Annotated in this window: 21 protein-coding genes; 6 read left to right on the forward strand and 15 right to left on the reverse strand. The window is 67.7% G+C overall.

Annotated elements, in window-relative coordinates; all coding sequences use genetic code 11:
- The 4 genes from ilvG to AC3ISA_RS02225 all read right to left on the reverse strand — a co-directional run bounded on the left by ilvG (window position 1) and on the right by AC3ISA_RS02225 (window position 4,732).
- Complete coding sequence (gene ilvG, locus AC3ISA_RS02210; protein ID WP_489179151.1) at window positions 1-1,713, reverse strand: acetolactate synthase 2 catalytic subunit; 1,713 nt, start codon at window positions 1,711-1,713, stop codon at window positions 1-3.
- 19 nt (window positions 1,714-1,732) lie between these two features.
- Entirely contained in the window at window positions 1,733-2,746 is a 1,014-nt protein-coding gene (ilvC, locus tag AC3ISA_RS02215) for a ketol-acid reductoisomerase (protein ID WP_159849721.1), read from the reverse strand.
- 3 nt (window positions 2,747-2,749) lie between these two features.
- A complete protein-coding gene (gene ilvD, locus AC3ISA_RS02220) occupies window positions 2,750-4,489 on the reverse strand; it encodes a dihydroxy-acid dehydratase (RefSeq protein WP_489179152.1) in 1,740 nt (579 codons plus the stop codon).
- Window positions 4,490-4,579: 90 nt separating this feature from the next.
- On the reverse strand, window positions 4,580-4,732 hold the full coding sequence (locus AC3ISA_RS02225) for a hypothetical protein (protein WP_372692975.1): 153 nt from the start codon (window positions 4,730-4,732) through the stop codon (window positions 4,580-4,582).
- A 257-nt stretch (window positions 4,733-4,989) separates the two neighbouring features.
- Here AC3ISA_RS02225 and gap point away from each other — a divergent pair, with 257 nt between their 5' ends.
- The 3 genes from gap to fba all read left to right on the forward strand — a co-directional run bounded on the left by gap (window position 4,990) and on the right by fba (window position 8,883).
- Window positions 4,990-5,997, forward strand: a complete 1,008-nt coding sequence (gap, locus tag AC3ISA_RS02230) for a type I glyceraldehyde-3-phosphate dehydrogenase (RefSeq protein WP_489179153.1) — start codon at window positions 4,990-4,992, stop codon at window positions 5,995-5,997.
- 164 nt (window positions 5,998-6,161) lie between these two features.
- On the forward strand, window positions 6,162-7,358 hold the full coding sequence (locus AC3ISA_RS02235) for a phosphoglycerate kinase (RefSeq protein WP_489179154.1): 1,197 nt from the start codon (window positions 6,162-6,164) through the stop codon (window positions 7,356-7,358).
- Between the two features lie 439 nt (window positions 7,359-7,797).
- Complete coding sequence (fba, locus tag AC3ISA_RS02240; RefSeq protein WP_489179155.1) at window positions 7,798-8,883, forward strand: class II fructose-bisphosphate aldolase; 1,086 nt, start codon at window positions 7,798-7,800, stop codon at window positions 8,881-8,883.
- 5 nt (window positions 8,884-8,888) lie between these two features.
- Here fba and AC3ISA_RS02245 read toward each other — a convergent pair whose 3' ends face one another.
- Window positions 8,889-9,524 (reverse strand): DUF2799 domain-containing protein, encoded by a 636-nt coding sequence (locus AC3ISA_RS02245; RefSeq protein ID WP_489179156.1) that lies wholly within the window; start codon window positions 9,522-9,524, stop codon window positions 8,889-8,891.
- An 83-nt stretch (window positions 9,525-9,607) separates the two neighbouring features.
- On the opposite strand from AC3ISA_RS02245, the gene AC3ISA_RS02250 reads away from it, so the two are divergent.
- Together AC3ISA_RS02250 and AC3ISA_RS02255 are read left to right on the forward strand one after the other, a co-directional pair.
- Window positions 9,608-10,627, forward strand: a complete 1,020-nt coding sequence (locus tag AC3ISA_RS02250; RefSeq protein ID WP_489179157.1) for an RluA family pseudouridine synthase — start codon at window positions 9,608-9,610, stop codon at window positions 10,625-10,627.
- Window positions 10,628-10,635: 8 nt separating this feature from the next.
- Complete coding sequence (locus AC3ISA_RS02255; RefSeq protein WP_489179158.1) at window positions 10,636-10,941, forward strand: GNAT family N-acetyltransferase; 306 nt, start codon at window positions 10,636-10,638, stop codon at window positions 10,939-10,941.
- Here the strand turns inward: AC3ISA_RS02255 and AC3ISA_RS02260 are convergent.
- Together AC3ISA_RS02260 and AC3ISA_RS02265 are read right to left on the reverse strand one after the other, a co-directional pair.
- Window positions 10,938-11,081: a hypothetical protein gene (locus AC3ISA_RS02260; RefSeq protein WP_489179159.1), complete on the reverse strand. Its 144-nt coding sequence runs from the start codon at window positions 11,079-11,081 to the stop codon at window positions 10,938-10,940. The two genes, AC3ISA_RS02255 and AC3ISA_RS02260, sit on opposite strands and share 4 nt — an antisense overlap.
- A 16-nt stretch (window positions 11,082-11,097) precedes the next feature.
- Entirely contained in the window at window positions 11,098-12,681 is a 1,584-nt protein-coding gene (locus AC3ISA_RS02265; RefSeq protein ID WP_489179160.1) for a DUF5605 domain-containing protein, read from the reverse strand.
- A gap of 296 nt (window positions 12,682-12,977) precedes the next feature.
- Here AC3ISA_RS02265 and rpoH point away from each other — a divergent pair, with 296 nt between their 5' ends.
- On the forward strand, window positions 12,978-13,865 hold the full coding sequence (rpoH, locus tag AC3ISA_RS02270) for an RNA polymerase sigma factor RpoH (protein WP_135193456.1): 888 nt from the start codon (window positions 12,978-12,980) through the stop codon (window positions 13,863-13,865).
- Between the two features lie 48 nt (window positions 13,866-13,913).
- Here rpoH and AC3ISA_RS02275 read toward each other — a convergent pair whose 3' ends face one another.
- From AC3ISA_RS02275 to AC3ISA_RS02310, 8 genes are all read right to left on the reverse strand, one after another.
- Entirely contained in the window at window positions 13,914-14,702 is a 789-nt protein-coding gene (locus AC3ISA_RS02275; RefSeq protein ID WP_489179161.1) for a response regulator, read from the reverse strand.
- Between the two features lie 98 nt (window positions 14,703-14,800).
- Window positions 14,801-16,096 carry an adenylosuccinate synthase gene (locus AC3ISA_RS02280; protein ID WP_489179162.1) on the reverse strand — a complete coding sequence of 432 codons (1,296 nt, stop codon included), beginning with the start codon at window positions 16,094-16,096 and terminating at the stop codon, window positions 14,801-14,803.
- Window positions 16,097-16,228: 132 nt separating this feature from the next.
- Window positions 16,229-17,386 (reverse strand): phosphoserine transaminase, encoded by a 1,158-nt coding sequence (locus AC3ISA_RS02285; RefSeq protein ID WP_489179163.1) that lies wholly within the window; start codon window positions 17,384-17,386, stop codon window positions 16,229-16,231.
- A 46-nt stretch (window positions 17,387-17,432) separates the two neighbouring features.
- Entirely contained in the window at window positions 17,433-18,359 is a 927-nt protein-coding gene (locus AC3ISA_RS02290; RefSeq protein WP_489179164.1) for a DnaJ C-terminal domain-containing protein, read from the reverse strand.
- A gap of 88 nt (window positions 18,360-18,447) precedes the next feature.
- On the reverse strand, window positions 18,448-22,146 hold the full coding sequence (locus AC3ISA_RS02295) for a baseplate multidomain protein megatron (RefSeq protein ID WP_489179165.1): 3,699 nt from the start codon (window positions 22,144-22,146) through the stop codon (window positions 18,448-18,450).
- Complete coding sequence (locus tag AC3ISA_RS02300; RefSeq protein ID WP_489179166.1) at window positions 22,134-22,751, reverse strand: NlpC/P60 family protein; 618 nt, start codon at window positions 22,749-22,751, stop codon at window positions 22,134-22,136. Before AC3ISA_RS02300 ends, AC3ISA_RS02295 begins: the two co-directional genes overlap by 13 nt.
- Entirely contained in the window at window positions 22,748-23,395 is a 648-nt protein-coding gene (locus AC3ISA_RS02305; RefSeq protein ID WP_489179167.1) for a baseplate hub domain-containing protein, read from the reverse strand. Before AC3ISA_RS02305 ends, AC3ISA_RS02300 begins: the two co-directional genes overlap by 4 nt.
- 3 nt (window positions 23,396-23,398) lie before the next feature.
- Window positions 23,399-24,010 carry a phage distal tail protein, Rcc01695 family gene (locus tag AC3ISA_RS02310; protein ID WP_489179168.1) on the reverse strand — a complete coding sequence of 204 codons (612 nt, stop codon included), beginning with the start codon at window positions 24,008-24,010 and terminating at the stop codon, window positions 23,399-23,401.
- Window positions 24,011-24,045 lie beyond the last annotated feature (35 nt).

Raw genomic sequence — 24,045 nt, forward strand, 5'->3', positions numbered from 1 at the left:
TCAGGAGCCCTCCATCATTTCAGCATTGCTCTTGCCCGGCGGAACCAGCGGCCAGACATTGTCTCGGGGATCGATGACCACGTGGGCCAGGCAGGGGCCGTCGGCGGCCAGCAGGCGCTGGATGCCGTCGGACACCTGATCGCGACGATCGATACGGAAGGCCTCAATGCCGAAGGCCTCGGCCACCTTCACGAAGTCCGGGTTGTCGGACAGATCGATCTCGGAATAGTTCTCGGCGAAGAACAGCTCCTGCCACTGGCGCACCAGGCCCAGCGAGGAGTTGTCGATCAGCACGATCTTCAGCGGGATGCCGTAACGCTTCAGCGTCGCCAGCTCCTGGATGTTCATCATGAAGCCGCCGTCGCCGGCGATAGTCACGACCGTAGCCGACGGATCGGCCAGCTTGGCGCCGATGCCAGCGGGCAGGCCAAAACCCATCGCGCCCAGACCGCCCGAGGTGATGTGCGATTCCGGACGGGCGAAGCGGCAGTGCATGGCCGCCCACATCTGATGCTGGCCCACGTCGCAGGCGGCGACGAAATCATCGCCGGCCGCTTCCGAGATTTCCTTCAACAGGGCCGGGGCATAGACCCCCTCGCCCGGCGCGTCATAGCGGTGCGCGCCGGCCTCGGTCGCCCGAGCGCAGTCGTCGGCCCAGGTCTGGATGTCCAGCGCCGCGCCCGCGCGCATCCGCTGTGTCAGGGCCTCGACCCCTTCAGGCAGTTCACCGACGACAGCGACATTGGCCGCCCGCAGCTTGCCGACTTCCGAGGCGTCGATGTCGAAATGGACGATGCGGGCGTTCGGCGCGAACTCGGCCAGCTTGCCTGTCGCGCGGTCGTCGAACCGGGCCCCGACGACGATCAGCAGATCGCTGTCCTGCACCGCATGGTTGGCGGCGCGCGTACCGTGCATGCCCAGCATGCCCAGCATGCCCGGCGCGTCGGTCGGGATGGTGCCCAGGGCGTTCAGGGTCGAGACCTGGGGGATGCCGGTCGCGGCGACGAAGGCGCGCAGGGCCTCTGTCGCGCCGCCGATCTTCACGCCCCCGCCGATATAGACCAGCGGCTTCTTCGAGGCGCGGATCGCGGCCTCGGCGGCGGCGATGGCGTCGTGATCGACGCGCGGCGTCTCGTTGGGGATGTGAAAGCCGTAGTCGTCGCTGGTCGTGGCGAACTGCACGTCCTTGGGCAGATCGACCAGGACCGGGCCAGGGCGACCCGACCGGGCGATATAAAAGGCTTCCTCGATCGCGGCCGGAACCTCGGCGGCCGAACGGACCAGGATCGAGTGTTTCACGATCGGCAGGGTGACGCCCAGGATGTCGATCTCCTGAAACGCGTCGGTGCCCATCAGACCTTGCGCGACATTGCCGGTGATGCAGACGATCGGCACCGAGTCCATCATCGCATTGGCGATGCCCGTGACCAGATTGGTGGCGCCCGGACCCGAGGTGGCGATGCACACGCCGACCCGACCACTCTTGCGCGCATAGGCGTCGGCGGAGAAGGCCGCGCCCTGCTCGTGGCGGACCAGGATGTGCTTCAGCTTCGACCCGGCCAAGGCGTCATAGACAGGCATGATGGCGCCGCCCGGATAACCGAACACCACCTCCACGCCCAGCCGCTCCAGGGTGGAGACCAGCAGGCGCGCCCCCGACTGGGGAGCGGCCTCGGCTGAGGTTTTGAAGGCGGCGGCGGTCATCAGGGTCATCCGGTGTTTAATGCTGGGCTCAGGCCGCTTCGGACTTGGGCGTGTTCAGCCAGGCCATGCGTTCACGCAGGCGGGCGCCGACCTGTTCGATCTGGCTTTCGCGGTCCGCCTTCAGCCAGGCTTCGTACTGCGGCTTGCCGGCCTCGTTCTCGGCGATCCAGTTGCGGGCGAAGGTGCCGTCCTGGATCTCGTCCAGGATGGTCTTCATGCGGGCCTTGGTCTCTTCGTTGACCACGCGCGGGCCGCTGGCGACGGCGCCGTATTTGGCCGTTTCCGAGATGAAGTGGTGCATCTTCGAGATGCCGCCTTCGTAGAACAGGTCCACGATCAGCTTCAGCTCGTGCAGGCATTCGAAATAGGCGATCTCGGGCTGGTAACCGGCCTCGACCAGGGTGTTGAAGCCCTGGATGACCAGCTCCTTGGCGCCGCCGCACAGGACGGCCTGTTCGCCGAACAGATCGGTCTCGGTCTCTTCGCGGAAGGTGGTTTCCAGCAGGCCGCCGGTCGCGCCGCCATTGCCCTTGGCGTAGCCCATGGCCCGGTCGCGGGCCTTGCCGGTGACGTCCTTCTCGATGGCGAACAGGCTGGGCACGCCGCGACCGCGCTGGAACTCGCGACGGACCAGATCGCCCGGTCCCTTCGGCGCGACCAGGATCACGTCCATGTCGGCGCGCGGCGTGATGCGCTCGTAGATGATCGAGAAGCCGTGCGCGAACAGCAGGGCCGAGCCTTCCTTGGCGTTTGGCTCGATGATGTCGCGATAGACCTCGCCCTGGACCATGTCCGGCGTCAGGATGGCGATGATGTCGGCGCCCTTGACGGCCTCGGCCGGCTCGGCGGTCGCGACCCCGTCTTCGGTGGCGTGTTTCCAGCCCGTGCCGCCGTGACGCACGCCGGCGACCACGTCATGGCCGCTGTCCTTCAGGTTCTGGGCGTGGGCGCGGCCTTGCGAGCCATAGCCGATGATGGCGATGCGTTGGCCGGCGATGGCGCCGGGGCGGATGTCGTCGTTGGTGTAGATGGTGATGGCCATGGGTCAGGCGTCCTGAGCAGCAGTTGTCTTGTGAGACGCCGGGATTTGGGCCGGCGGCGGGTTGGGGATGGTGACGGCGCCCTGGGCCGCAGAGGAGACCGAGGCGCGGTATTTGGCGAAGACACCTCGCGCCGGGCGGACTACGTGGGGCGTAAAGCCCGCCCGGCGCGTCGCCAGATCGACATTGACGTCGATGCGGCGGTTGGTGACGTCGATGGTGATGCGGTCACCATCGCGAATGAGAGCGATCGGGCCGCCGACGGCGGCTTCCGGCGAGACGTGGCCGGCGACGAAGCCGTAGCTGGCGCCCGAGAAACGGCCGTCGGTCAGCAGGGCGACATTGTCGATCTTGCGCCCTTTCAGGGCGGCGGTGACCTGCAGCATCTCGCGCATGCCCGGACCGCCCTTGGGTCCTTCGTAGCGGATGATGATGACGTCGCCCTCGCCGACCGAACTGTCCTGAACGGCGTGGAAAGCGTCTTCCTCGCTGTCGAAGACGCAGGCCGGACCTTCGAACTTATCGACCTTGTGACCCGTCAGCTTGATGACCGCGCCTTCCGGGGCGACATCGCCATAGATGACAGCGTAGCTGCCGCGCGCCATGACGGGGGCGTCGAAGCTGGTCACGACCACCTGGCCCGGCGTCTCTTCGGCTTCGGCCGCCTCGGCGAACAGGCTGCGGCCGGTGACGGTCGGGGTGTTCACGATCTTGCCGGCCTCGGCCATTCGCTGGGTGACCAGACGGGTGCCGCCGGCCGCGAACAGGTGCGAGGCCAGGAAACGGCCGCCCGGCTTCAGGTCGCAGATGACCGGCGCCTCGACGCAGGCCTGGTGGCAATCCTCGACGCCGAAATCGACGCCGGCTTCCGCCGCGATGGCCGTCAGGTGCATGACCGCATTGGTCGATCCGCCCGAGGCCGAGACCGCGACGGCGGCGTTCTTCAGGCTGGCGCGGGTGATGTATTTGCGGGCCGTGTCGCCGGAGAAGACGCGCTCGACGATGATGCGGCCGCAGCGCTCGCCCTCGGCCGCCTTGTTCGGATCGACGGCCGGCACATCATTGGCGCCCATGGGCGAGATGCCCATGACCGACAGGGCCATGGCCATGGTGTTGGCCGTGAACTGACCGCCGCAGGCGCCGGCGCCGGGGCAGACAGCGGTCTCGACCGCCTTCAGACCCGCGTCGTCCAGGGCGCCGGCCGAATGGGCGCCGATGGCCTCGAACACTTCCTGGACCGAGACCTCCTTGGTCCCGATCACGCCGGGCATGATGGTGCCGCCGTAATAGACCAGGCCGGGGATATCCATCCGCGCCAGGGCCATGGCCGCCGCCGGGATGGTCTTGTCGCAGCCGACGATGCAGACCACGCCGTCCAACTGGTGGCCTTCGATGGCCAGTTCGATGCTGTCGGCGACGACCTCGCGGCTGATCAGCGAGGCCTTCATGCCCGCCGTGCCCATCGAGATGCCGTCGGTGACGACGATGGTGTTGAAATCAACGGGGTAGCCGCCCGCCGCGACGATGCCGGCGCGCACGTCCTTGGCCAGGCGGTCCAGGTGCATGTTGCACGGCGTGACCGTCGACCAGGTGTTAACGATGCCGATCATCGGCTTGTCGAAGTCGGCGTCCTGCATGCCGGCTGCGCGCAGATACGAGCGGGCCGCGGCCCGGTTCGGGCCAGCCGTCACCGCCGCGCTACGCGCGTTGGGCTTTCGGGGTTCTGAGGTAGAATCTTGCGTCATCGGTCCGGTTCTTTTGGAACCGCCAAGCACGAAAAACCCCGCTTCCTTTCGGGAGCGGGGTGGTGCGAGGCGATCCTGAGTACGTTTAGGTCAGGTCGCGTGCATCCACGCCGCTTGCGTAAGCAGGCCGAGAAGTACGAGGGTAATGAGGAATACAGGGCTTTCCAGGCCGGCCGGCGCGCGAACGGCCGCCACCGCCTTCGCGGTTCGTCCCTTCATCATGTCGCGCGTCATCGTGGCCACGGGTGGCTCCCTGTTCTGACGCCAAGAAACCATAGGCGCTGGACAGGCACAACCCCTGTCGCAAAGATTTTGCGCATTATCTCGAAAAGAACCGCCTCAAGGGTGTTTCTTGCCCGAAGCTGACAACGCCGCCTCTGGAAGCGTAAACGTCCATCACATCATGTTACGCGCGCGGGGTTGAAACCCATCCGCGACCGCTCCATTGAGACGCCAACCTATATACACCGCTCAACACCTACCGTTCAGAGGAGCCTCCCATGACCGTTCGCGTCGCCATCAATGGTTTCGGCCGCATTGGCCGCCTTGTCCTGCGTTCCATCGTCGAGCACGGCCGCACGGACATCGAAGTCGTGGCGATCAACGATCTGGGCCCCGTCGAGACCAACGCCCACCTGTTCCGCTACGATTCGGTTCACGGCCGCTTCCCCGGCACGGTGACCTCGGGCGAAGACTGGATCGACGTCGGCACGGGCAAGATCAAGGTCACGGCCGAACGCGACCCGGCCAACCTGCCGCACGCCGAACTGAAGGTGGACATCGCCTTCGAATGCACCGGCATCTTCACCTCCAAGGACAAGGCCAGCGCCCACCTGAAGGCCGGCGCCAAGCGCGTCCTGGTCTCGGCCCCCGCCGACGGCGCCGACAAGACCATCGTCTACAAGGTCAACCACGAGACCCTGACCGCCGACGACATCATCGTGTCCAACGGCTCGTGCACCACCAACGCCCTGGCCCCGGTGGCCAAGGTGCTGAACGACCTGTTCGGCATCGAGCGCGGCTATATGACCACCATCCACTCCTACACCGGCGACCAGCCGACGCTGGATACGATGCACAAGGACCTGTACCGCGCCCGCGCCGCTGGCCTGTCGATGATCCCGACCTCGACCGGCGCCGCCAAGGCCCTGGGCCTGGTCCTGCCGGAACTGAAGGGCAAGCTGGACGGCTCGTCGATCCGCGTCCCGACCCCGAACGTCTCGGTCGTGGACCTGAAGGTCGTCTCCGGTCGCGACGTGACGGTCGATGAGATCAACGCCGCGCTTCAGGCCGCCGCCGACGGTCCGATGAAGGGCGTCCTGTTCACGACGACCGACCCGCTGGTCTCGCACGACCTGAACCACATCGCCGCCTCCTCCACCGCCGCCCTGCCCCAGACTCAGGTCGTCGACGGCAAGCTGGCCCGCGTCCTAAGCTGGTACGACAACGAATGGGGCTTCGCGACCCGCATGGCCGACACGGCCCTGGTGATGGCGAAGTTCCTGTAAGCCGAAAACGTCTCCTCCCCACAGCGTGGGGAGGGGGACCACGAAGTGGTGGAGGGGCTCTTTCCACCGCACCGAACTCGGGGCCAGAGCCCCTCCGTCACGGCGCAAGCGCGCCGCGCCACCTCCCCATCGCTTCGCGACAGGGAGGAGACAGGGAAACGATCATGACCTTCCGCACTCTCGACGACGCTCGCGACCTCGCCGGCAAGACGGCCTTGGTCCGCGTGGACTTCAACGTCCCGATGGAGGGCGGCAAGGTCACGGACGACACCCGCTTGCGGGTCGCCCTGCCAACGATCCAGCGCCTGCGCGACGCCGGCGCCAAGGTGGCCCTGCTGGCCCACTTCGACCGTCCCAAGGGCCAGCGCGTCCCGTCGATGAGCCTGAAGCCGGTCGTCGAACCGCTTGAGGAACTGCTCGGCGCCCCCGTCCGCTTCGCCGACGACTGCATCGGCGGCCCCGCCGTCGAGGCCATCCGCGACCTGGACGCCGGCGGCGTGGTCCTGCTGGAGAACGTGCGCTTCCACGCGGCGGAAGAGGCCAATGATCCGGTCTTCGCCCAGAAACTGGCCGACCTGGGCGACCTCTATGTCAACGACGCCTTCTCGGCCGCGCACCGCGCCCATGCCTCGACTGAAGGGATCGCCCACCACATCCCCGCCTACGCCGGCGAATCCATGCGCCGCGAACTGTACGCCCTCGACGCCGCCCTGGGCAATCCGCAGAAGCCGGTCATCGGCATCGTCGGCGGCTCCAAGGTCTCGACCAAGCTGGACCTGCTGAAAAATCTGGTCGGCAGGCTGGGCACGCTCGCCATCGGCGGCGGCATGGCCAACACCTTCCTGTTCGCCCAGGGGATCGACATCGGCGGCTCACTGGCCGAACGCGACATGGCCGACACGGCGCGCGAGATCATGGCCGAGGCCGAGGAGCAGGGCTGCAAACTGCTGCTGCCCGTCGATTTCGTGGTGGCGACCGAGGTCAAGCCCGGCGCCGCATCCCGCCCCGTCGTCGCCGGCGCCGCCCTGTCGGCCGACGACAAGATCCTGGACGCCGGCCCCGCCACGGTCGCGCGGCTGCTGGAGGCCCTGACGGCCTCCAAGACCCTGATCTGGAACGGCCCTCTCGGCGTGTTCGAGGTGCCACCCTTCGACGCCGCCACCGTGACCGTCGCCCGTCATACGGCGGCCCTGGCCAAGGCCGGGATGCTGGTCGCCGTCGGCGGCGGCGGCGACACCGTCTCGGCCCTCAACCACGCGGGCGTGTCGGACGACATGACCTTCGTCTCCACCGCCGGCGGCGCCTTCCTGGAATGGATGGAGGGCAAGCCCCTGCCCGGCGTCGAGGCGCTTAGGGGGTGACGAAAGGCGCGTTCGCTCTGCCGGACTGACCGGGATAGGGATTATCGCATCCCGAACCCGCTTCGGGGTCGCGGCAGGCCGACACATCGCAACGCGATGATTGCCGACACGTGCCTTCCAATACGCTGTGTGCGGTTTTGGCCCAGTCGATCCGCGGAGGGCTAGCGCAGCTCATCGTCCCTAGCGCCAGGGCAAAGATCAAAACGACACGCATGACGACGCCTCCGTTGGTAGGGTTGAAATCTTCACACGTCAAAGGCGACACATACAAGCGCTGCGTGAATTTATGCTCGCTCTTGTCACGATGCAGGCGGATCACGCCCGCGCGCTATCGTCGAAATTCAATGCAAGGCGGCTGTAGCGCGGCGTGACTTCGTCACGGCTCGCGTCTAATCTCTCGCCCAATCAAAAAAGACTACTCGGCTCAGGAGACTACCCAATGGCGCGCATCACGCTGCGACAGCTGCTCGACCACGCGGCAGAGAACGACTACGGCCTGCCCGCCTACAACATCAACAATATGGAACAGGGTCTGGCGATCATGGAGGCGGCGCACGAGGTCAATGCTCCCGTCATCATCCAGGCCTCGCGCGGCGCCCGGAACTACGCCAACGACATCGTCCTGGCCAAGCTGATCGACGCATTGGCCGAGCTTTATCCGCACATCCCGGTCTGCATGCACCAGGATCACGGCAACGGTCCGGCGACCTGCGCCACCGCCATCCAGTACGGCTTCACCTCGGTGATGATGGACGGCTCGCTGGAAGAGGACGCCAAGACCCCCGCCTCCTACGACTACAACGTCGATGTCACCCGTCGCGTCACCGAAATGGCCCACGCCTGCGGCGTCTCGGTCGAGGGTGAACTGGGCGTGCTGGGCTCGCTGGAAACCGGCATGGGCGAGGCCGAAGACGGTCACGGCTTCGAGGGCGTGCTCGACCACTCGCAACTGCTGACCGACCCGGACCAGGCCGTCGATTTCGTCGCCGCCACCAAGGTCGACGCCCTCGCCATCGCCATGGGCACCAGCCACGGCGCCTACAAGTTCTCGCGCCAGCCGGACGGCGAAGTCCTGGCCATGAACGTGATCGAGGAAATCCACCGCCGCCTGCCCAACACCCACCTGGTGATGCACGGCAGTTCTTCCGTGCCGCAGGACCTGCAGGACATCATCAACCAGTACGGCGGCGAAATGCCCCAGACCTGGGGCGTGCCGGTCGAGGAGATCCAGCGCGGCATCAAGCACGGCGTGCGCAAGGTCAACATCGACACCGACAACCGCATGGCCATCACCGGCGCCATCCGTAAGGCGCTGGCGGAAAAGCCGGGCGAGTTCGATCCGCGCTTCTATCTGAAACCCGCCAAGGAGGCGATGAAGAAGCTCTGCATGGAGCGCTACGTCCAGTTCGGCTGCGAGGGCCAGGCCTCCACGATCCGTCCGCTCTCCACCGCCCAGATGGCCAAACGCTACGCCTCGGGCGACCTGGATCCGTCCTTCCGCGGCGCATCCGTCAAGGCCGGCTGAGACGTCTAGACCGGGTAGCGACCGCTCAGTTCGCGCCGCACCCGGCGAACGTCCCATTCCGCGCGATCCAGCGCGTCGCGTGCCTCGCGGGCGTTGCGACGCGCCTGACGGATTTCACCCCGGACTTCCTCGATCCGGTCGCGCACTCGCTGCCGCTCCTCGTCCGTCAGCCCTTCGCCGCGCAGTTCACGCTGCTTGGCGTCCAGCTTCTCTTCACGATTGTCGATCCGGGCCAAGGCGCTGTTTAGCGTGCTTTCCGCCGTTTCGAACGCATCCTCGACCTCATGCAGCATCCGCCCGTCCCGATAGGCTGGCAGGAACGCCTGCTCCTCCTCCGGCCGACAGACTCCGTAATAGGTGTTGCCCGCTCTACCTTCCTCCCACCCGCGCTCGAAGGTGCAATAGGTCCGCAACCCATCCTCACGCGCCGAGTCATAGGCCGCTGGATTGGGCGCGACCTGAAACTTGGCGCAGGCCTTGGCATGGTCGTCCAGACGCGTCGTCGGATAGCCCGCCGCGCCGTCCGCATAGCCCTTCTCGCCCCAGGCCCCGGCCAGGCACTGGTTCTTGCTCATGGTCGCGCAACTGCCCAGCAGCGCCGCCACGGCGACCGCGCCCCCGGCGATCATCAACCGCGTCATCGGATGTCCTCTACGCCCCCAAGCTTGACTATCGCCCCACCTCCGCCCCTCGCGCAAGCGGCCGGTCGTGCTAGGGAGGACCCGTGTCCGACCCTGACCTGATCGACGACGAAGAAGACTCGGCAACCGTCGGCCCCGCCGAAGTGCTGGAAGCTCGCATCGACGCGTCCGGGGTTCGACTGGACAAGGCCCTGGCCGACGCCTTCCCGACCCTGTCGCGCGCCCGGCTGCAGGCTCTGCTGGCCGAGGGCGCCGTCACCCGCGACGGCGCGGTCCTGACAGGCGGTTCGGCCAAGGCCCAGCCCGGCCTCTACGTCGTCGCCCTGCCGCCCGTCGCGCCCGCAACGCCCCAGCCACAAGCCATCCCCCTGACCGTCCTCTACGAGGACGCCGACCTAATCGTCATCGACAAGCCCGCAGGCATGGCCGCCCATCCGGCGCCCGGCACGCCCGACGGCACCCTGGTCAACGCCCTTCTGGCCCACTGCGGCGACAGCCTGTCGGGCATCGGCGGCGTCGCCCGCCCCGGCATCGTCCACCGGCTGGACAAGGACACCTCCGGCGTCATGGTCGCCGCCAAGACCGACCGCGCCCACCAGGGCCTGTCCGCCCTGTTCGCGACCCACGACATCGAGCGCACCTACATCGCCCTGACGCGCGGCGCACCGTCGCCATCCAAGGGCCGGATCGAGACCCGCATCGGCCGCTCCACCGGCGACCGCAAGAAGATGGCGGTGCTCAAGGCCGGCGGCCGCGAGGCCATCACCGACTATGTCGTCCAGACCACCTTCGGCGAACCGGCCAAGGCCGGCGGCGCACCCATGGCCGCCCGAGTCGCCTGCACCCTGCACACCGGCCGCACCCACCAGATCCGCGTCCACCTGTCGTCCAAGGGCTCGCCCATTCTAGGCGACGCGACCTATGGCTCCGGCAGTCCGGCGATCCCCGTGCGCGCCGCCATCGCCGAGGCGGAGCTGTCGCGCCAAGCCCTCCACGCCGCCGTCCTCGGCTTCGTCCATCCCGTCACCGGTGAACAGATGCGCTTCGAAACCGCGCCCCCCACTGATATGTTGCGCCTCGAAGCCCTGCTGTCCGAACTCTGAGACCCGCCATGCTCGATCCCGAAATCCACGACAACGCCGAGCTGAAACGCTACGAACTGCCCGTCGATGGCGAGGTGGCGATCGTCACCTATAACCTGTCGCCGCCCAATCTGATGATCACCGAAACCCTGGTCCCGGAACGGCTTGAGGGCCAGGGGATCGCCAGCCGCCTGGCCAAACATGTGCTGGCCGACGCCAGGGCCCGCGACCTGCTGATCCTGCCGGTCTGCCCCTTCTTCTCCGCCTATCTTCAGAAACACCCCAAACACGCCGAGGCGGTTCACCCGACCTATCGCGGCATCCTGGGAATCTAGGATCCGGCGCCGAACACCCCGGCCATGGCCATGACGAACAGTCCCACGATCGCAATGGCCGACACGCCGGCGGCGACTGCCCCCACGGCCAGGACAACGATCAGAACCCGTTCGCGCACGCTCTTTTTCATGGCTGCCATCTAAGCGGTTCGAACGTCAAACGTCCACGCGCGTCAACCGCACCGCCATCCATTGCCGCCCCGGCAAGGTCAGGGAGGGCCGCGCCGGATCGCGGAAGAAGTATTTGGTGTCGTCGCGCTTTTGCATCGTGAACTCGCCCGGCACGGCCTCGACGGTCATGTTCCAGGTGTCGATCACATCGACCTTGAACCGCTCGCCGCCGACGATCTCGTCGCGGGGCAGATCGACCGCCCATTCCGTCGGCGCCGTATCCCCGAAATAGCGCAGGTAGTACCGGCCCGGCACGCCACCCAGATGCTGCTCCCACCATTTGTCGATCGGCTCGACCCCCGGCTTTGGCCCCGCCTCCATGAGGGCCTTCAGGAAGGCCAGCCGCGGCGCGCTCTCGCCACGCAGCGCCCCGCCCTCGCCCAGCCAGAACTCGCCGCCATCGACCGGGAAACACTCCGAATGGCCGATATAGGTCCCGGCGATCAGCCCGTGCCAGAAGGCGCGCACCATCTGCGGCCCGGTCAGATTCCCCCAACGCTCGTCCAGCGAGCCCTCGTAGCAAACTTCATCGAAGATCACGGCCTTCTGCCAGACGCTGCGATAGGTCTCGGCCCGCGCATCATCCATAACGGCCGATCCGTTCTGGATGCTGGAATGCGTCACCCAGGGCTTGCCGTTGTCGTAAAGCCTGCGCCAGTTATGGATCGATCGCAGCCGTCCGTACGGATCGTTGGCCTGCACCAGCTGGAACAAGCGATCCCAGTCCGTGTCCGTCTTGGTCTTCAGGATGTCGAACTCGTTGGCCATCGACCACCAGACGTTCCGATAGGCCGCCAGCCGCGCCACGACATAGCGGACGTAGCGATCGTCCGCCTCGATCGGCATCTCGTCGAACCCGTATTTGCCGTCATAGGGGTGAAACAGGATCACGTCCGCCTGGATTCCAAGGTCCACCAGCGCCGCCACGCAGGACTCCAGCCGTCGGAAATAGGCCGGGTTGAACCGCGTCAAATCCCAGTCCTTGTCGCCCGATCCGGTCTTCTCGAACGGGAACAGAGCCTCGTTCGTCTTCACCGAGGCGTTGGGGAAGACCAGCATCCGCATCTTGTTGAACGGCGCGGTCTTCAGCGTCTCAAGCGTCTGCCGCCGCTTCGCCTCCGGCTGGTGCGTCCAGCCGTAAGCGGTCGTGCCGATCTGGCGGAACGGCGTCCCGTCCGCGTGGGCGAAATGATAGGTCTCCACCACGCCGACCGGCCCGTGATTGCCAGACGACGGCGCCACCGCCTCGATCTGACCCGACCGACCGTTCAGCGCCGCAACAGCGCTTTCGCTTGTCCAACGCCACGCCCCCGTCTCGGGCGGCGAGAACCGGATGCGCCAGGTGTCATCCCCGTCAAAAAAGCCAGGCGCCCGCACCGTGGTCCGACCGTCGGTGAAGACCCCGACGACCTCGACCGCGTATGGATTACCCGGGACCGTCGCCTCCAGTGCGACCTCGAACAGCCCCCATCGCTCAACCCGTTCGGGCGTCGCCGCCTGCACCGTCCCTGCCAATCCCAAGGCCGCCGCCGTCGCCAGCGCGCCCCTGCGTGTCAGTTCAAGTCCCATTCGCTCCTCCCCAGGAGTCATTTGTTACCGGTGTCATACAGGGCGCAAGGCGACGGCGACAAGCGCGTCAGCCTGCCGCGTCGGCGCATCTTGAATAGCAACTGACAAAGTTCTATATAGGACATTGATCGGCGCGAGTGGCGCCAGGGCCACGGTCACGCTTTCGTGTGACGATCCGCCTCTAAAAATGGCGGCAACCCATCGCTACTTCACCGGTTGAGGGGTGAGACTTCGGCGCACGCACCGTGGCCGATGACGAAGAGCCCGCTCGTTTAGACGGTCGGAGGGACCTGTATATGGCTGCCAATAGTACGCTCGCGGTGATGTCGCCTGAACAAGGCCTGTCGCGTTATCTGACGGAAATCCGCAAGTTTCCGATGCTGACCAAGGACGAGGAGTTCATGCTGGCGAAGCGCTGGTCCGAACACCAGGACGCCGAGAGCGCCCACCGTCTCGTGACCTCGCACCTTCGTCTCGTGGCCAAGATCGCCATGGGGTATCGCGGCTACGGCCTGCCGATCGGCGAAGTGATTTCCGAGGGTAATGTCGGCCTCATGCAGGCCGTCAAGAAGTTCGACCCGGACAAGGGCTTCCGCCTGGCCACCTACGCCATGTGGTGGATCCGCGCCTCGATCCAGGAATACATCCTGCGCAGCTGGTCCCTCGTGAAGATGGGCACCACGGCTGCGCAGAAGAAGCTGTTCTTCAACCTGCGCAAGGCCAAGAGCCAGATCTCGGCCTTCGAGGAAGGCGACCTGCACCCCGAACACCTCGCCGCCATCGCCACCAAACTGGGCGTCAGCGAGGAAGAGGTGACCAACATGAACCGTCGCCTCGGCGGCGACGCCTCGCTGAACGCGCCCCTGCGCGCCGACGGTGAAAGCGAATGGCAGGACTGGCTGGCTGACGACACGGCCGTGTCCCAGGAAACCCAACTCGCCGAAGACGAGGAAAAGGGCATCCGCATGAGCCTCCTTCAGGAGGCAATGGAAGAGCTGACCGATCGCGAGAAGCACATCCTGACGGAACGTCGCCTCAAGGACGACCCCGTCACCCTGGAAGAACTCGCCGGCCAGTACGGCGTGTCGCGCGAACGCGTGCGCCAGATCGAGGTCCGCGCCTTCGAGAAGCTGCAAAAGGCCATGCGCGCCGCCGCCGAAGAGCGGAACCTGGTCGACGCCTGATCGAGAATAACCTGTCGCGCTTTATCGGCGCGACAGGCCTCTATCGCCTCAGGACGCTCGCGCCATCAGCGCCGTTTGCTCTGCGGCCTTGGCCGCTGCGACCACGGCGCCGATCGGCTGGGCCAGACCGACCTTGGTCACCTGACCGCCGGCCAGATAGGCCTGCAACGTCGCCACGACCATCGCCAGCTTGGCGTCAGCCGTCTTGATCGCCAGCCCGTTCAGCGTCTCGGCCTGCTGTCGAATGGCGCGCGTCGCTTGCGACGGATCCTGATCGAACTGCGCCATGGCTGAAACCAGGATGCGGATCGCCTGATCCTTCACTTCGGCCGGCCCACCGCCTGCCGAACCGTCGCTGCGTCGTTTGCGCGCACCGGAAAATTCTCCCGAGTTGAACCGCCGCCGATCCGGCCCGACATAGCCGACCGCTTCGATCCACGGCCGGGGCTTCAACGCGACGTTCTCGACCCGCTTGAACAGGTCGCCGGTCGTGAACGGCTTTCTCAGAAACTCGTGGATGCCGGAATCGCGCGCGCCCTTGATGGCGGCGGCGGTCGCCTCGCCCGTCACCATGATGATCGGCGACATCCGGCACGACATGCTGGACCGGCGTATCCGCCGCGCCAGCGTCTCCCCATTTAACGTCTCGCCGGACCGCTCGGTGAAGATCATGCCCGGCTCGACGTCACGCAGCAGCTCAAGCGCCCGCTCCTCGTCGGTCTCGGCATAGACCTCGCGCGCGCCCATGCCCTTCATGATGTCCGTCAGCAGTCGTGCGGACGACAGATTGGGGTCGATGATCACCACCCGCCTGACGGCGGGTTCGATGCGACTCAAGGTTCTGGCGTTGGCGGCGAACACGTCCGTCTCCCGGTTGGAGCCGTTATCCTTACCGCGCGCTGGTTAAAGCCTGTTGAATCAACGAAACCGTCACCTCACCCTTGGAAGGGATCTCGCATCAAAATCGTGTCGTCCCGTTCAGGGCTGGTCGATAGCAGGGCCACAGGCGCGCCGATCAGCTCCTCGATCCGCCGCACATATTTGATGGCGTTGGCGTTGATGTCCTTGAAGCTGCGGACGCCGACGGTGCTTTCGCTCCAGCCTTCCAGTTCCTCGAACACCGGCTCGGCCGCCGCCTGGGCCTTCAGGCTGGAAGGCAGGTAATCCAGCACCTCGCCATCGACGCGATAACCGACGCAGATCTTCAGCGTCTTCAGCCCGTCCAACACATCCAGCTTGGTCAAGGCGATGCCGTCGATGCCGTTGATCGCCACCGACTGACGCACCAGCACGGCGTCGAACCAGCCGCAGCGACGCGCCCGGCCCGTATTCACCCCGACCTCGCGGCCGACGGTCGCCAGATGCTCCCCGACCTCATCGTCCAACTCGCAGGCGAACGGCCCCTCACCGACGCGGGTCGTATAGGCCTTCACGATGCCCAACACATAGCCGACGCCGCGCGGACCGATGCCCGACCCCGCCGCCGCCTGACCCGCCACGGTGTTGGAGCTGGTCACATAAGGATAGGTGCCGTGGTCCACGTCCAGGAAGGCGCCTTGCGCCCCCTCGAACAGCACGCGCTTGCCGTCCTTCTGCGCCTGATCCAGCACCCGCCAGGCAGGCTTCACATAGGGTAGGATTTTCGGCGCGATCTCCAACAGCGACGCCAGCAGCGCGTCGGGGTCGATCGGCTCAAGCCCCAGCCCCGCGCGCAACGGATCGTGGTGCGAACGCAGCCTGTCGATCTTGACCCTCAGGTCGTCCTCATTGGCCAGATCGCACACGCGAATGGCGCGACGCCCCACCTTGTCCTCATAGGCCGGGCCAATGCCCCGCCCGGTCGTGCCGATCTTGGCCCCCGGCGCGCTCGCCGCCGCCTCGCGCGCCACGTCCAGCGCGGGGTGGATCGGCAGGATCAGACAGGCATTGTCGGCGATGGTCAGGATTTCGGGGCTGATCACGACGCCCTGGGCCGCGATCTTCTCGATCTCGCCGACCAGATGCCAGGGATCGACCACCACGCCGTTGCCGATGATCGACGGCTTGCCCTGCACCACGCCCGACGGCAGCAGCGCCAGCTTGTAGACCTTGCCGTCCACGACCAGCGTATGGCCCGCGTTGTGACCGCCCTGGAACCGCACGACCATGTCGGCGCGGTTGGACAGCCAGTCCACGATCTTGCCCTTGCCCTCGTCGCCCCACTGGGCGCCGACCACCGCTACGTTCGCCAAGGTCCGTACTCCGCCTTAGCGTTCTCCTCGGAGAACGCGTCAAAACCAGCAGGCGCCGCATCTTCGCGGCGATCTGAATGCGGGCGCAGCCTATAGCGGGGGAATCATCCGATGTCGTCCCAGAAGTCGGATTTATCCGATCTCCGAGACCGCCGTTTCGAACGCCCATTCCAGCCACGGCGTCGCTGCGACCACATCGGCCGTCTCGACCGTGCAGCCGCACCATAGCCTCAGGCCCGGCGGCGCGTTGCGGTGGGGCTCCATGTCGAAGACCGCCGCCTCGTCTTCCAGCAAGGCCTTGAACCGCACGACGAAGGCCTTCTGCGCCTTGGCGTCCAGCGCGGCGATCCGTGCATCGGTGAACTTCAGACACACCGAAGTCGTCGACCGGATCTCTGGTAGATTCGGCAGGAAGGCGATCCAGTCCGTCTTCTCGACCCACGCCGCCAATGCCGCATAGTTGGCGTCCGTGCGCCGGATCAACTCGCTCAGACCGCCGATGCCCTTCGCCCAGTCCAGGGCGTCGATCCAGTCCTCGATGGTCAGGATCGAGAAGGTGTTGATCGCCACCCCGTCCGCCAGCGCCCGGTCGAACCCCTTGCCGTCCGTCAGCCGCAGCAACTTCGGTATCGCCCGATCCGGCCGATACGTATCCAGCCGCTCGATCGCACGCGGCGACAGCACCATCACGCCGATGCCCGCTTCGCCGCCCAGCGCCTTCTGAAAGCTGAAGGTCACGACATCCAGCTTGTCGAACGGCAAGGGCATGGCGAAGGCGGCCGAGGTCGCGTCGCAGATGGCCAGCCCCTTGCGGTCGTCGGAAATCCAGTCGGCGTCCGGTACGCGCACGCCCGAGGTCGTGCCGTTCCACGGAAACACCACGTCCCTGGACCAGTCCGCCTGGCTCAGATCCGGCAGCTCGCCCCACGGCGCCGTCAACGCTTCGGGCTCCAGCCCCAGATGATCCTTCACATCCGCCAGCCAGGTCAGACCGAAATTCTCGAACGCCACGACCTGCACCGGCCTTCGCCCCAGCATCCCCCACAGCGCCGCCTCGACCGCGCCGGTATCGGACCCCGGCGTATAGAGCATCACATGGCTCTCGGGGACTTCCAGCACCTCGCGCGTCAACCGCAGGCCATGCGCGAACCGCTCCACCACCTCCGGCGCACGGATGCCCCGCCCCAGCAGGTCGGACGGCAAGCCCGCCAGGCTGTAGCCCGGTCGTTTCGCCGTCGGTCCCGCCGAGAACCACGGCCGCGACGGCTTCATATCAGGCTTCACGCTCATGCTCTTTCCCCTTGGCGCTACCGCGCCTCGCGCGACTTGAGCGCGCTCAACGTCCCGGCGTATAGGGCCGCTTGGCCCGCCATTCCTCGGCGAACTTGGTCAGGGCCTCGTCCGGCTCGTCCGGCAGCGTCACCACCAGCCGCGCCAGCAGATCCCCGCGCCGACCCTGCGCAAACGCCCCGCGCGCCTTCAGCCGCAGAATCTTGCCCGAGTTCGATCCCGCCGGGATCGTCATCTGCACTACGCCCTCGGGCGTCGGCACCCGCACCTTGGCGCCCAGCACCGCATCGGGCGCCGACACCGGCAGGTCCATCGTCAGGTCCGCCCCGTCGCGCTTGTAGATCGGATGCGTCTCGATCCTCAGTTCGATCAGGGCATCGCCGTTCTCGGCCCCGCGCCCCGGCGATCCCTGTCCGCGCAAGCGGATGGTCTGGCCTTCCGACGCCCCCTTGGGAATGGTCACGTCCAGCGTGCGCCCGTCCGAGAACTGGATCCGCCGCGTCGCCCCCGCGATGGCGTCCTCCAGACTGATATCCAGCGTCGCCTTCACGTCCTGGCCGCGCGCGGTGAAATCGCGGGCGCCGCGCTGACGTCCGCCCCCGCCGAACATGCCGAACAGGTCGTCCAGATCGACGCCATCGAAACTGGCCCGGCCGCCCGGCCCGCCGCCGAAGCCGCCGCCAGCGCCGCTTTGACCGAACGGACTACCGCCCGCGCGACCGCCCCCGCCAAAGCCGCGATATTGGTCGTTGCCGTCGTTGTCGATCTGGCCGGCGTCGTATTTGGCCCGCTTGTCCTTGTCGCCCAGGATGTCGAAGGCCGCCGTCACCCGCTTGAACTTGTCCTCGGTGATCTTGTCGCCGGGGTTCTTGTCGGGATGCAGCTCCTTGGCCAGCTTGCGATAGGCCTTCTTGACCTCGTCCGCATTCGCGCCCTTCGAAACGCCCAGTTCCTTGTAGGGGTCGCCTGCCACGTCCGTTGCCGCTCCAACTGAAAAACCGAGAGGCCGTCAGTTAAGCCATGCCCCGCCGCCCGCAAAGGGCCGGACCCGCCCTATTTGCTCAGATCAGCCCGATTTCCGCCTGCACCTCTGCCTCTGGGCCCCACCCAAACCCCTCGCCCCACTGCGCCACGGCGATCCGCGCGCCCGCCGTCACGCCTTCGGGGAAGTCCACGACCAGGTCCGCCGCAGCATAAGACGCAGACATCCCCTCCACCTCCATCGTCCGAACCCCGACGCCGCAGTCCAGCACCCTCAGGCGAAACCGCATCGGATCGACCGCCGCCGGTTCGCCATCCCAGCCGTCGCCGAACAGCCGCACACGCGGCGTCCACCGGATCGTCAGCCCGTCCTCCTCCGCAACGATCGCCAGCCCACACGGCGACCACGGCCGATCATGCACGCCCCTCGACGTAAAGGCCGTCTCGCTGAACCCCGTCCCGCCCGGCGCCGCCCCGGCCGGTCCCGCGCGACAGACCAGCGGCAGGCCCCGCTCCCCTCGTCCGATCTCCGCCCGCGCCAGCCGGTCGTCCAGAAACACCACGACCGATCCCGCCCCGGCGCCCGCCTGCATCTCGACCTCGGTCCCCTGCTGCCCCCGCAACAGACCCGTCAGCCGCCATGTCCCCGGTCCGACCAACAGCGCTGAGCGATACTGCACCACCTCCCAGCCTGCCGCCGTCTCGACGGCCAGCGCATTGCCGCCCCCCAGCACCGCCGTCTCGACCGCGCTTTCCGGCGCTGCGCCCTCGACCCGCACCAGGATCGCATGGACCTCGTCCCAGCGATGCCGCACCCCGGGCCCCAGCGCGGCGACCAGCACCCCGACCGTCGCCGGCGTCTCGACATCCGCCCGCGCCGTCAGCGTTTCCGCCGACGCCCCCGCATGCAGCCGCATCGTCCGCCAAGGCTCAGCCGCTACGGCTACTACCGGCCGCCCATCCTCCTCGCGCCCCATCAAGGGCGGCAGATCCATCACCCTGACAAAGGGCGCCCCGACCACCGCCGGCGTCTCGCCGCCGCGCCAGACGCCATCGTCCTCGACGACCCGTCGCAAGGCTACCGGCTCCACCACAGCCGACGGCGTCTCGTCCGTCGTCGTCCGAATCACCCGCCAGTCGCCCGCGACGCAGTCCAGCCGCACCCCATCCCCCGGCTCCAGCCTCAAGGCCTCCAGCGGCCCCAGCGCCAGGGTCTTCGCCTCCACGCCCTCGCCATCCAGCGCCCGCTCCGCCGCCGCCTTGGCCAGTCCGCCGCCACACACCAGCGGCAGGTCCATATCCACCCCGCCGCCCGTCGCCGCTGCATCGTCCGACCGCACCACCACCGCGCCCGTCTGATAGTCCGCCGTCTCGTCGATGAACCGCACCCGCGCCTCGCCCGCGCGCGCCTCCAGCGTCCGCGTCGCCGTCTCCGCCGCGCCGCCGTCGGGCAAGGCCAGCGCCCCACCCGCAATCTCGACCACCGTCTCGACCCGCCCCAGCACGGCCACCCGCCCGTCCCGCTCGGTCGCCACGGCATCGAACGCCGCCAACAGCGGCTCCAGCGCATCGCGCGTCCGCATCGGCCGGTCGATCACATAGCCGGCCGCCGCCCCCTCGACGCCCTCGACCGACATCTCAGACGGCGACAACCCGCCCCGCGCCAGGACGGCCTCGATCAGGTCGCGCCCGTCGCCCGCCAGCCGTCCGTTCAGCCAGTGCCCGGCCCGCCACGCCCCTGCGTCGGCCCAGACATCGCCCCGCGCCGGAAAGGCCGGATACGGCCGCGCGTCCCAGCACCAAGCGTCCGCCCCCGCCAGCATCCGCCCGCCATAGACCGCCGATACGGGATTGTTCTCAGCCGTCGCATAGTGCCCCAGCACCGCCTCCAGAGCCGCCCGCTGCACCGCGTCGTCGCGTGCGCCGGTCGATCCTGGCGGCAAGCTGCTCTCCGTACTCTTCGCATCCTGAAACAGGTTCGGCGCATTGCCGCCCCGGTCCACCGCCGCACAGCCGAACTCCGACAGCCGCACCGGCTTCATCCCCGGAACCCAGGCCGTCGGCGTCGCGCTCCGCACCCCGCCCGGCCGGTCATGGTGCCGGTTCGACCACCACCCCTTCAGGTCCTTGGGCCGGAACAGCCAGTGCTCGCCATACGCCCCATCGACGATGGGCGTCCGCACCTGCGCCGCCCGATCCGCCTCGCTGGCGTAGAACCAGTCGAACCCATCCCCGCCCGCGACACCCGACGCCAGATAGGCCGGGTCCGCCGCTCCACCAAACGCCGCCGCATCCACGCCGCCGTCCCCCTCGCGCCAGTCCGTCAGCGGCGGATACCAGTCGATCGACACATGATCGATGGTCTCATCGGCCCACAGCGGATCGAGATGAAACACCACCTCCCCGCCCGCCTGCCGCCCGAAATACTCGCTCCAATCCGCCGCATAGGACAGGGCGACATCCGACCCGACCACCGCCCGACACTCCCCCGCCAGCGCCCGGAACTGATCGACCGCCGGAAAGCCCCCGGCCGCATCCCGCGTCCAGGTCACGCCCCGCATCTCCGACCCGATCAACAGGCCGTCCGCCCCTTCATCGGCCGCGATCCGGGCATAGTTCAGCGCCATCCGCCGCAGACCCCAATCCTCGGTCCCGCCGAACAAGGCCGCGATCTCCGCCGTCGCCCCTGCGCCATCCACGCCCGCCACACGCCCGCGCCACGGATAGCCGGGGCAGTCCATGAAGACGAACGGATACAGCGTCACCTCCAGCCCCCGCGCCTTCAGCTCGCGGATCGCCTGACGCACGCTCTCGTCCGACGGCGTCCCGCCATAGGCCGGCGCCCCGTCCACCCGGCTGACCTCATAGGCGTCTTCGCGCGCCAGGCCCGCCACGGACCAGCCCATCGGCTCGGTCGGTTTGTCCCGCCGCTCCACCCCTGGCCGCACGCGGCATTCCCCCGCCCTCAGATCGCTGCCGAACCACCCGACCACGAGACTGACCCGCTTCAGGTTCGGCAATTGCGCCTGCAGCTGATCCAACGATGCGATCAGGTCCGCCCGCCCCTCGCCGTTGTGCACATTCTCAGGCCGCGTCCGCGTCAGCCCCTCGCGCCTCACCACCGCCTCGGTCGCCAGGGCGAACTCCCCCGCGCCGGGGATCAGGCATACGCCTTCCAGCAGGTCCTCAAGCCGCGCCGCCTGCCCCCTCGGCCGCCGAAACACCTCGAAACTTAACTGCGGAACCCGATCCCCGAACGGCCCCAGCGGCAGATCCTCGAACACCACATAGGCTGTGCCGCGATAGGCCGGCGCCGCCCCCTCGACCGCCTCGATCAACGGATCCGGCGTCTGGTCCTCGCCCCCGCGATGCACCCGCATCACGACCCCGGTTATGTCCATCAGCCGCCCATCGGCCCAGACCCGCCCAACCCCGTCGATCTCGCCTTCGCAAAGCGCCACGGCGAAACTCAGCGAATAGACATAATCGACCGTCTTCGGCCCGCCCTTGCCCGCCCGCCCTTTATTTTTGCCTTCCAGGAACCGCGCCGCCCAGATCACCTGACCCGTCACCCGCGCCCGTCCGAACACACAGGCCATCGGCGACCCTTCCGCCGTCCCCTGGACCTTCAGCGTCTCCAGCCTTGGCCCGACCTGCCGCGCCGGCCCCAGCGAGCTTATCACGCGATTGTCGATCGCCCGCCCGAGGGTCGAACCGATCACCCGCCCGATCCCCCCGCCGACCTGCTGGCCGACCGCGCTCAATACTACCTGGGCCAATCAAGCCTCCTCGGAAACCGAAACACGGCGACGAGCCGCCTTCGCCACCACACGCCCATCCAACTCTCGACCACCGCCCGTCCCCAATAGGCGTGGATCATCCTCGGCTCCGGCCCCTCGACGTCGCTCAGGATGGCGCAATGCTTCGCCGCCGCCCCCGGCGACATGCGAAACAGCATCACGTCCCCCGCCCGCATCTCCTCGACCGAAACCGGCCTCAGCCACCGCCCCGCCGCCTCCAGCAGCGTCTCGCGCCCGCCCGTCTCGGCCCAGTCCGCCGAATAGGCCGGCAAGATCTCCGGCTCCTCGCCCGCCACCTCACGCCAAACCCCGCGCACCAGCCCCAGGCAATCCGCGCCAACGCCCCTCACGCTGGCCTGATGCCGATACGGCGTGCCGAGCCAGGATCGGGCCGATGCAACGACAAGCGCACCAACCTCTCCCTCCCCCCGCGGGGGAGGGGGGTCGAGCCGGAGGTGAGACCGGGTGGGAAGGGCCCGGCACTCCGAGTCCGCTCTCCCTGCCGTCCCCACCCCGTCATCGCTGCGCGCTGACGCCCCTCCCCCGCGGGGGGAGGGAGAGTTCTTCGTCGCCCCGCCCCTCACCGCCGGCTCCCGCCGTCGTTCCGCGCGCTCCCGGCTGGATAGGCCGTCAGGAAGTCGTCCCCCGGCACATCCGGGAAGCCGCGAAAGTTCACCCTATTCCCGAACGTCCCGACGCAGGTCTCCCACCGCTTGTCGCAGACCCGCCCCTGTGTATCCGCGACCCCGCACCTTTGGTCCCCCAGCCGCGCATCGCACATCCGCCCATAGGTCCGCCCGACCACCCGCTCCAGCTTCGCCAACGGCCCTTCCAGCTCGGCGACGAAGCCGCCCGCTTCGCGTCGGATTCGCGCCAGCGCCCCCGCCCAGAGCCGCACCTTCAGATCCGGTCGCGACCAGTCCACGCGCCACAGCTCGACCGTCGCTGCATCGAACAACCCCGCCGCCACATCCGCTTCACTGATGGCCTCGTCATCCAGCGCCCCCGCCGCCGAGACCGACCCCGCCGCCAGCCCCACGGCGCTCTCGCCCGCCCCCGCCGTCCAGCCGCTCGCGGCCCGACAGACCACGCCGTCCACCACCAGGTCCCGGTCGTGATCGGTGAACCCCATCACCGCCCCGTCACCCCGCTCCAGCCGCCAGACATGACACAGCGTCGCCGCCCCGCTCTCGATGCGGGCGGCCATTTCTTCCGGTATGTTTCGCATGGTTCAGACCCGAACCTCGATCAGCGGCACGGCCGCCATCCGCCCGGCCTCGAAACTCTCCAGCGTCGTCTCGATCCGGTCCGAGTCGAACCGCACCGGCGTGTCGAACTGAAAGCCCGCCGTCACCACGACGCCCGCCCCCGGCGCGCTCTCCAGCATCACCTGCCCGGTCGCCACATCGAGCGTGAAGGCCGTCATCTCGACACCGCCCACCGCAAGACGCACCGAGCCTTCGACCGGCTTGGCGATCGGCCGCACCACGTCACCATAGGCCTTGATCAAGCCGAACTCCGTCCGCGCCCCATCCCCGACGCCCAACACCTGGTCCCGGGCCGAAACCGTGCCGCCCGGCGCGCACGACTTGAAGTCGGCGAAGTCCTTGAACCGGAACCCGTACAGCCGCCCCCGCCGAGCCTCGAAGAAGGCGACCAGCTCGGCCATGTCGTCCAGCGACCTCAGGTTCGCCCCGATCAGATACCGCCTGCGCCCCAGCGCCCAGGGCGTCGAACGCCGCTCGAACCCCGACGCCAGCGTCGTGATCTCCGTCCGTCGCTCCACCCCGCCGGTCGAACCGAACGCCAGCCGCGCAGGCAGGCGCACCTCGTGAAAAGCCATTGCCGTCTCCATTGTGGCCGCCTCCGTCTTCGGCC

The organism is Brevundimonas sp. KH_058 (assembly GCF_057838505.1).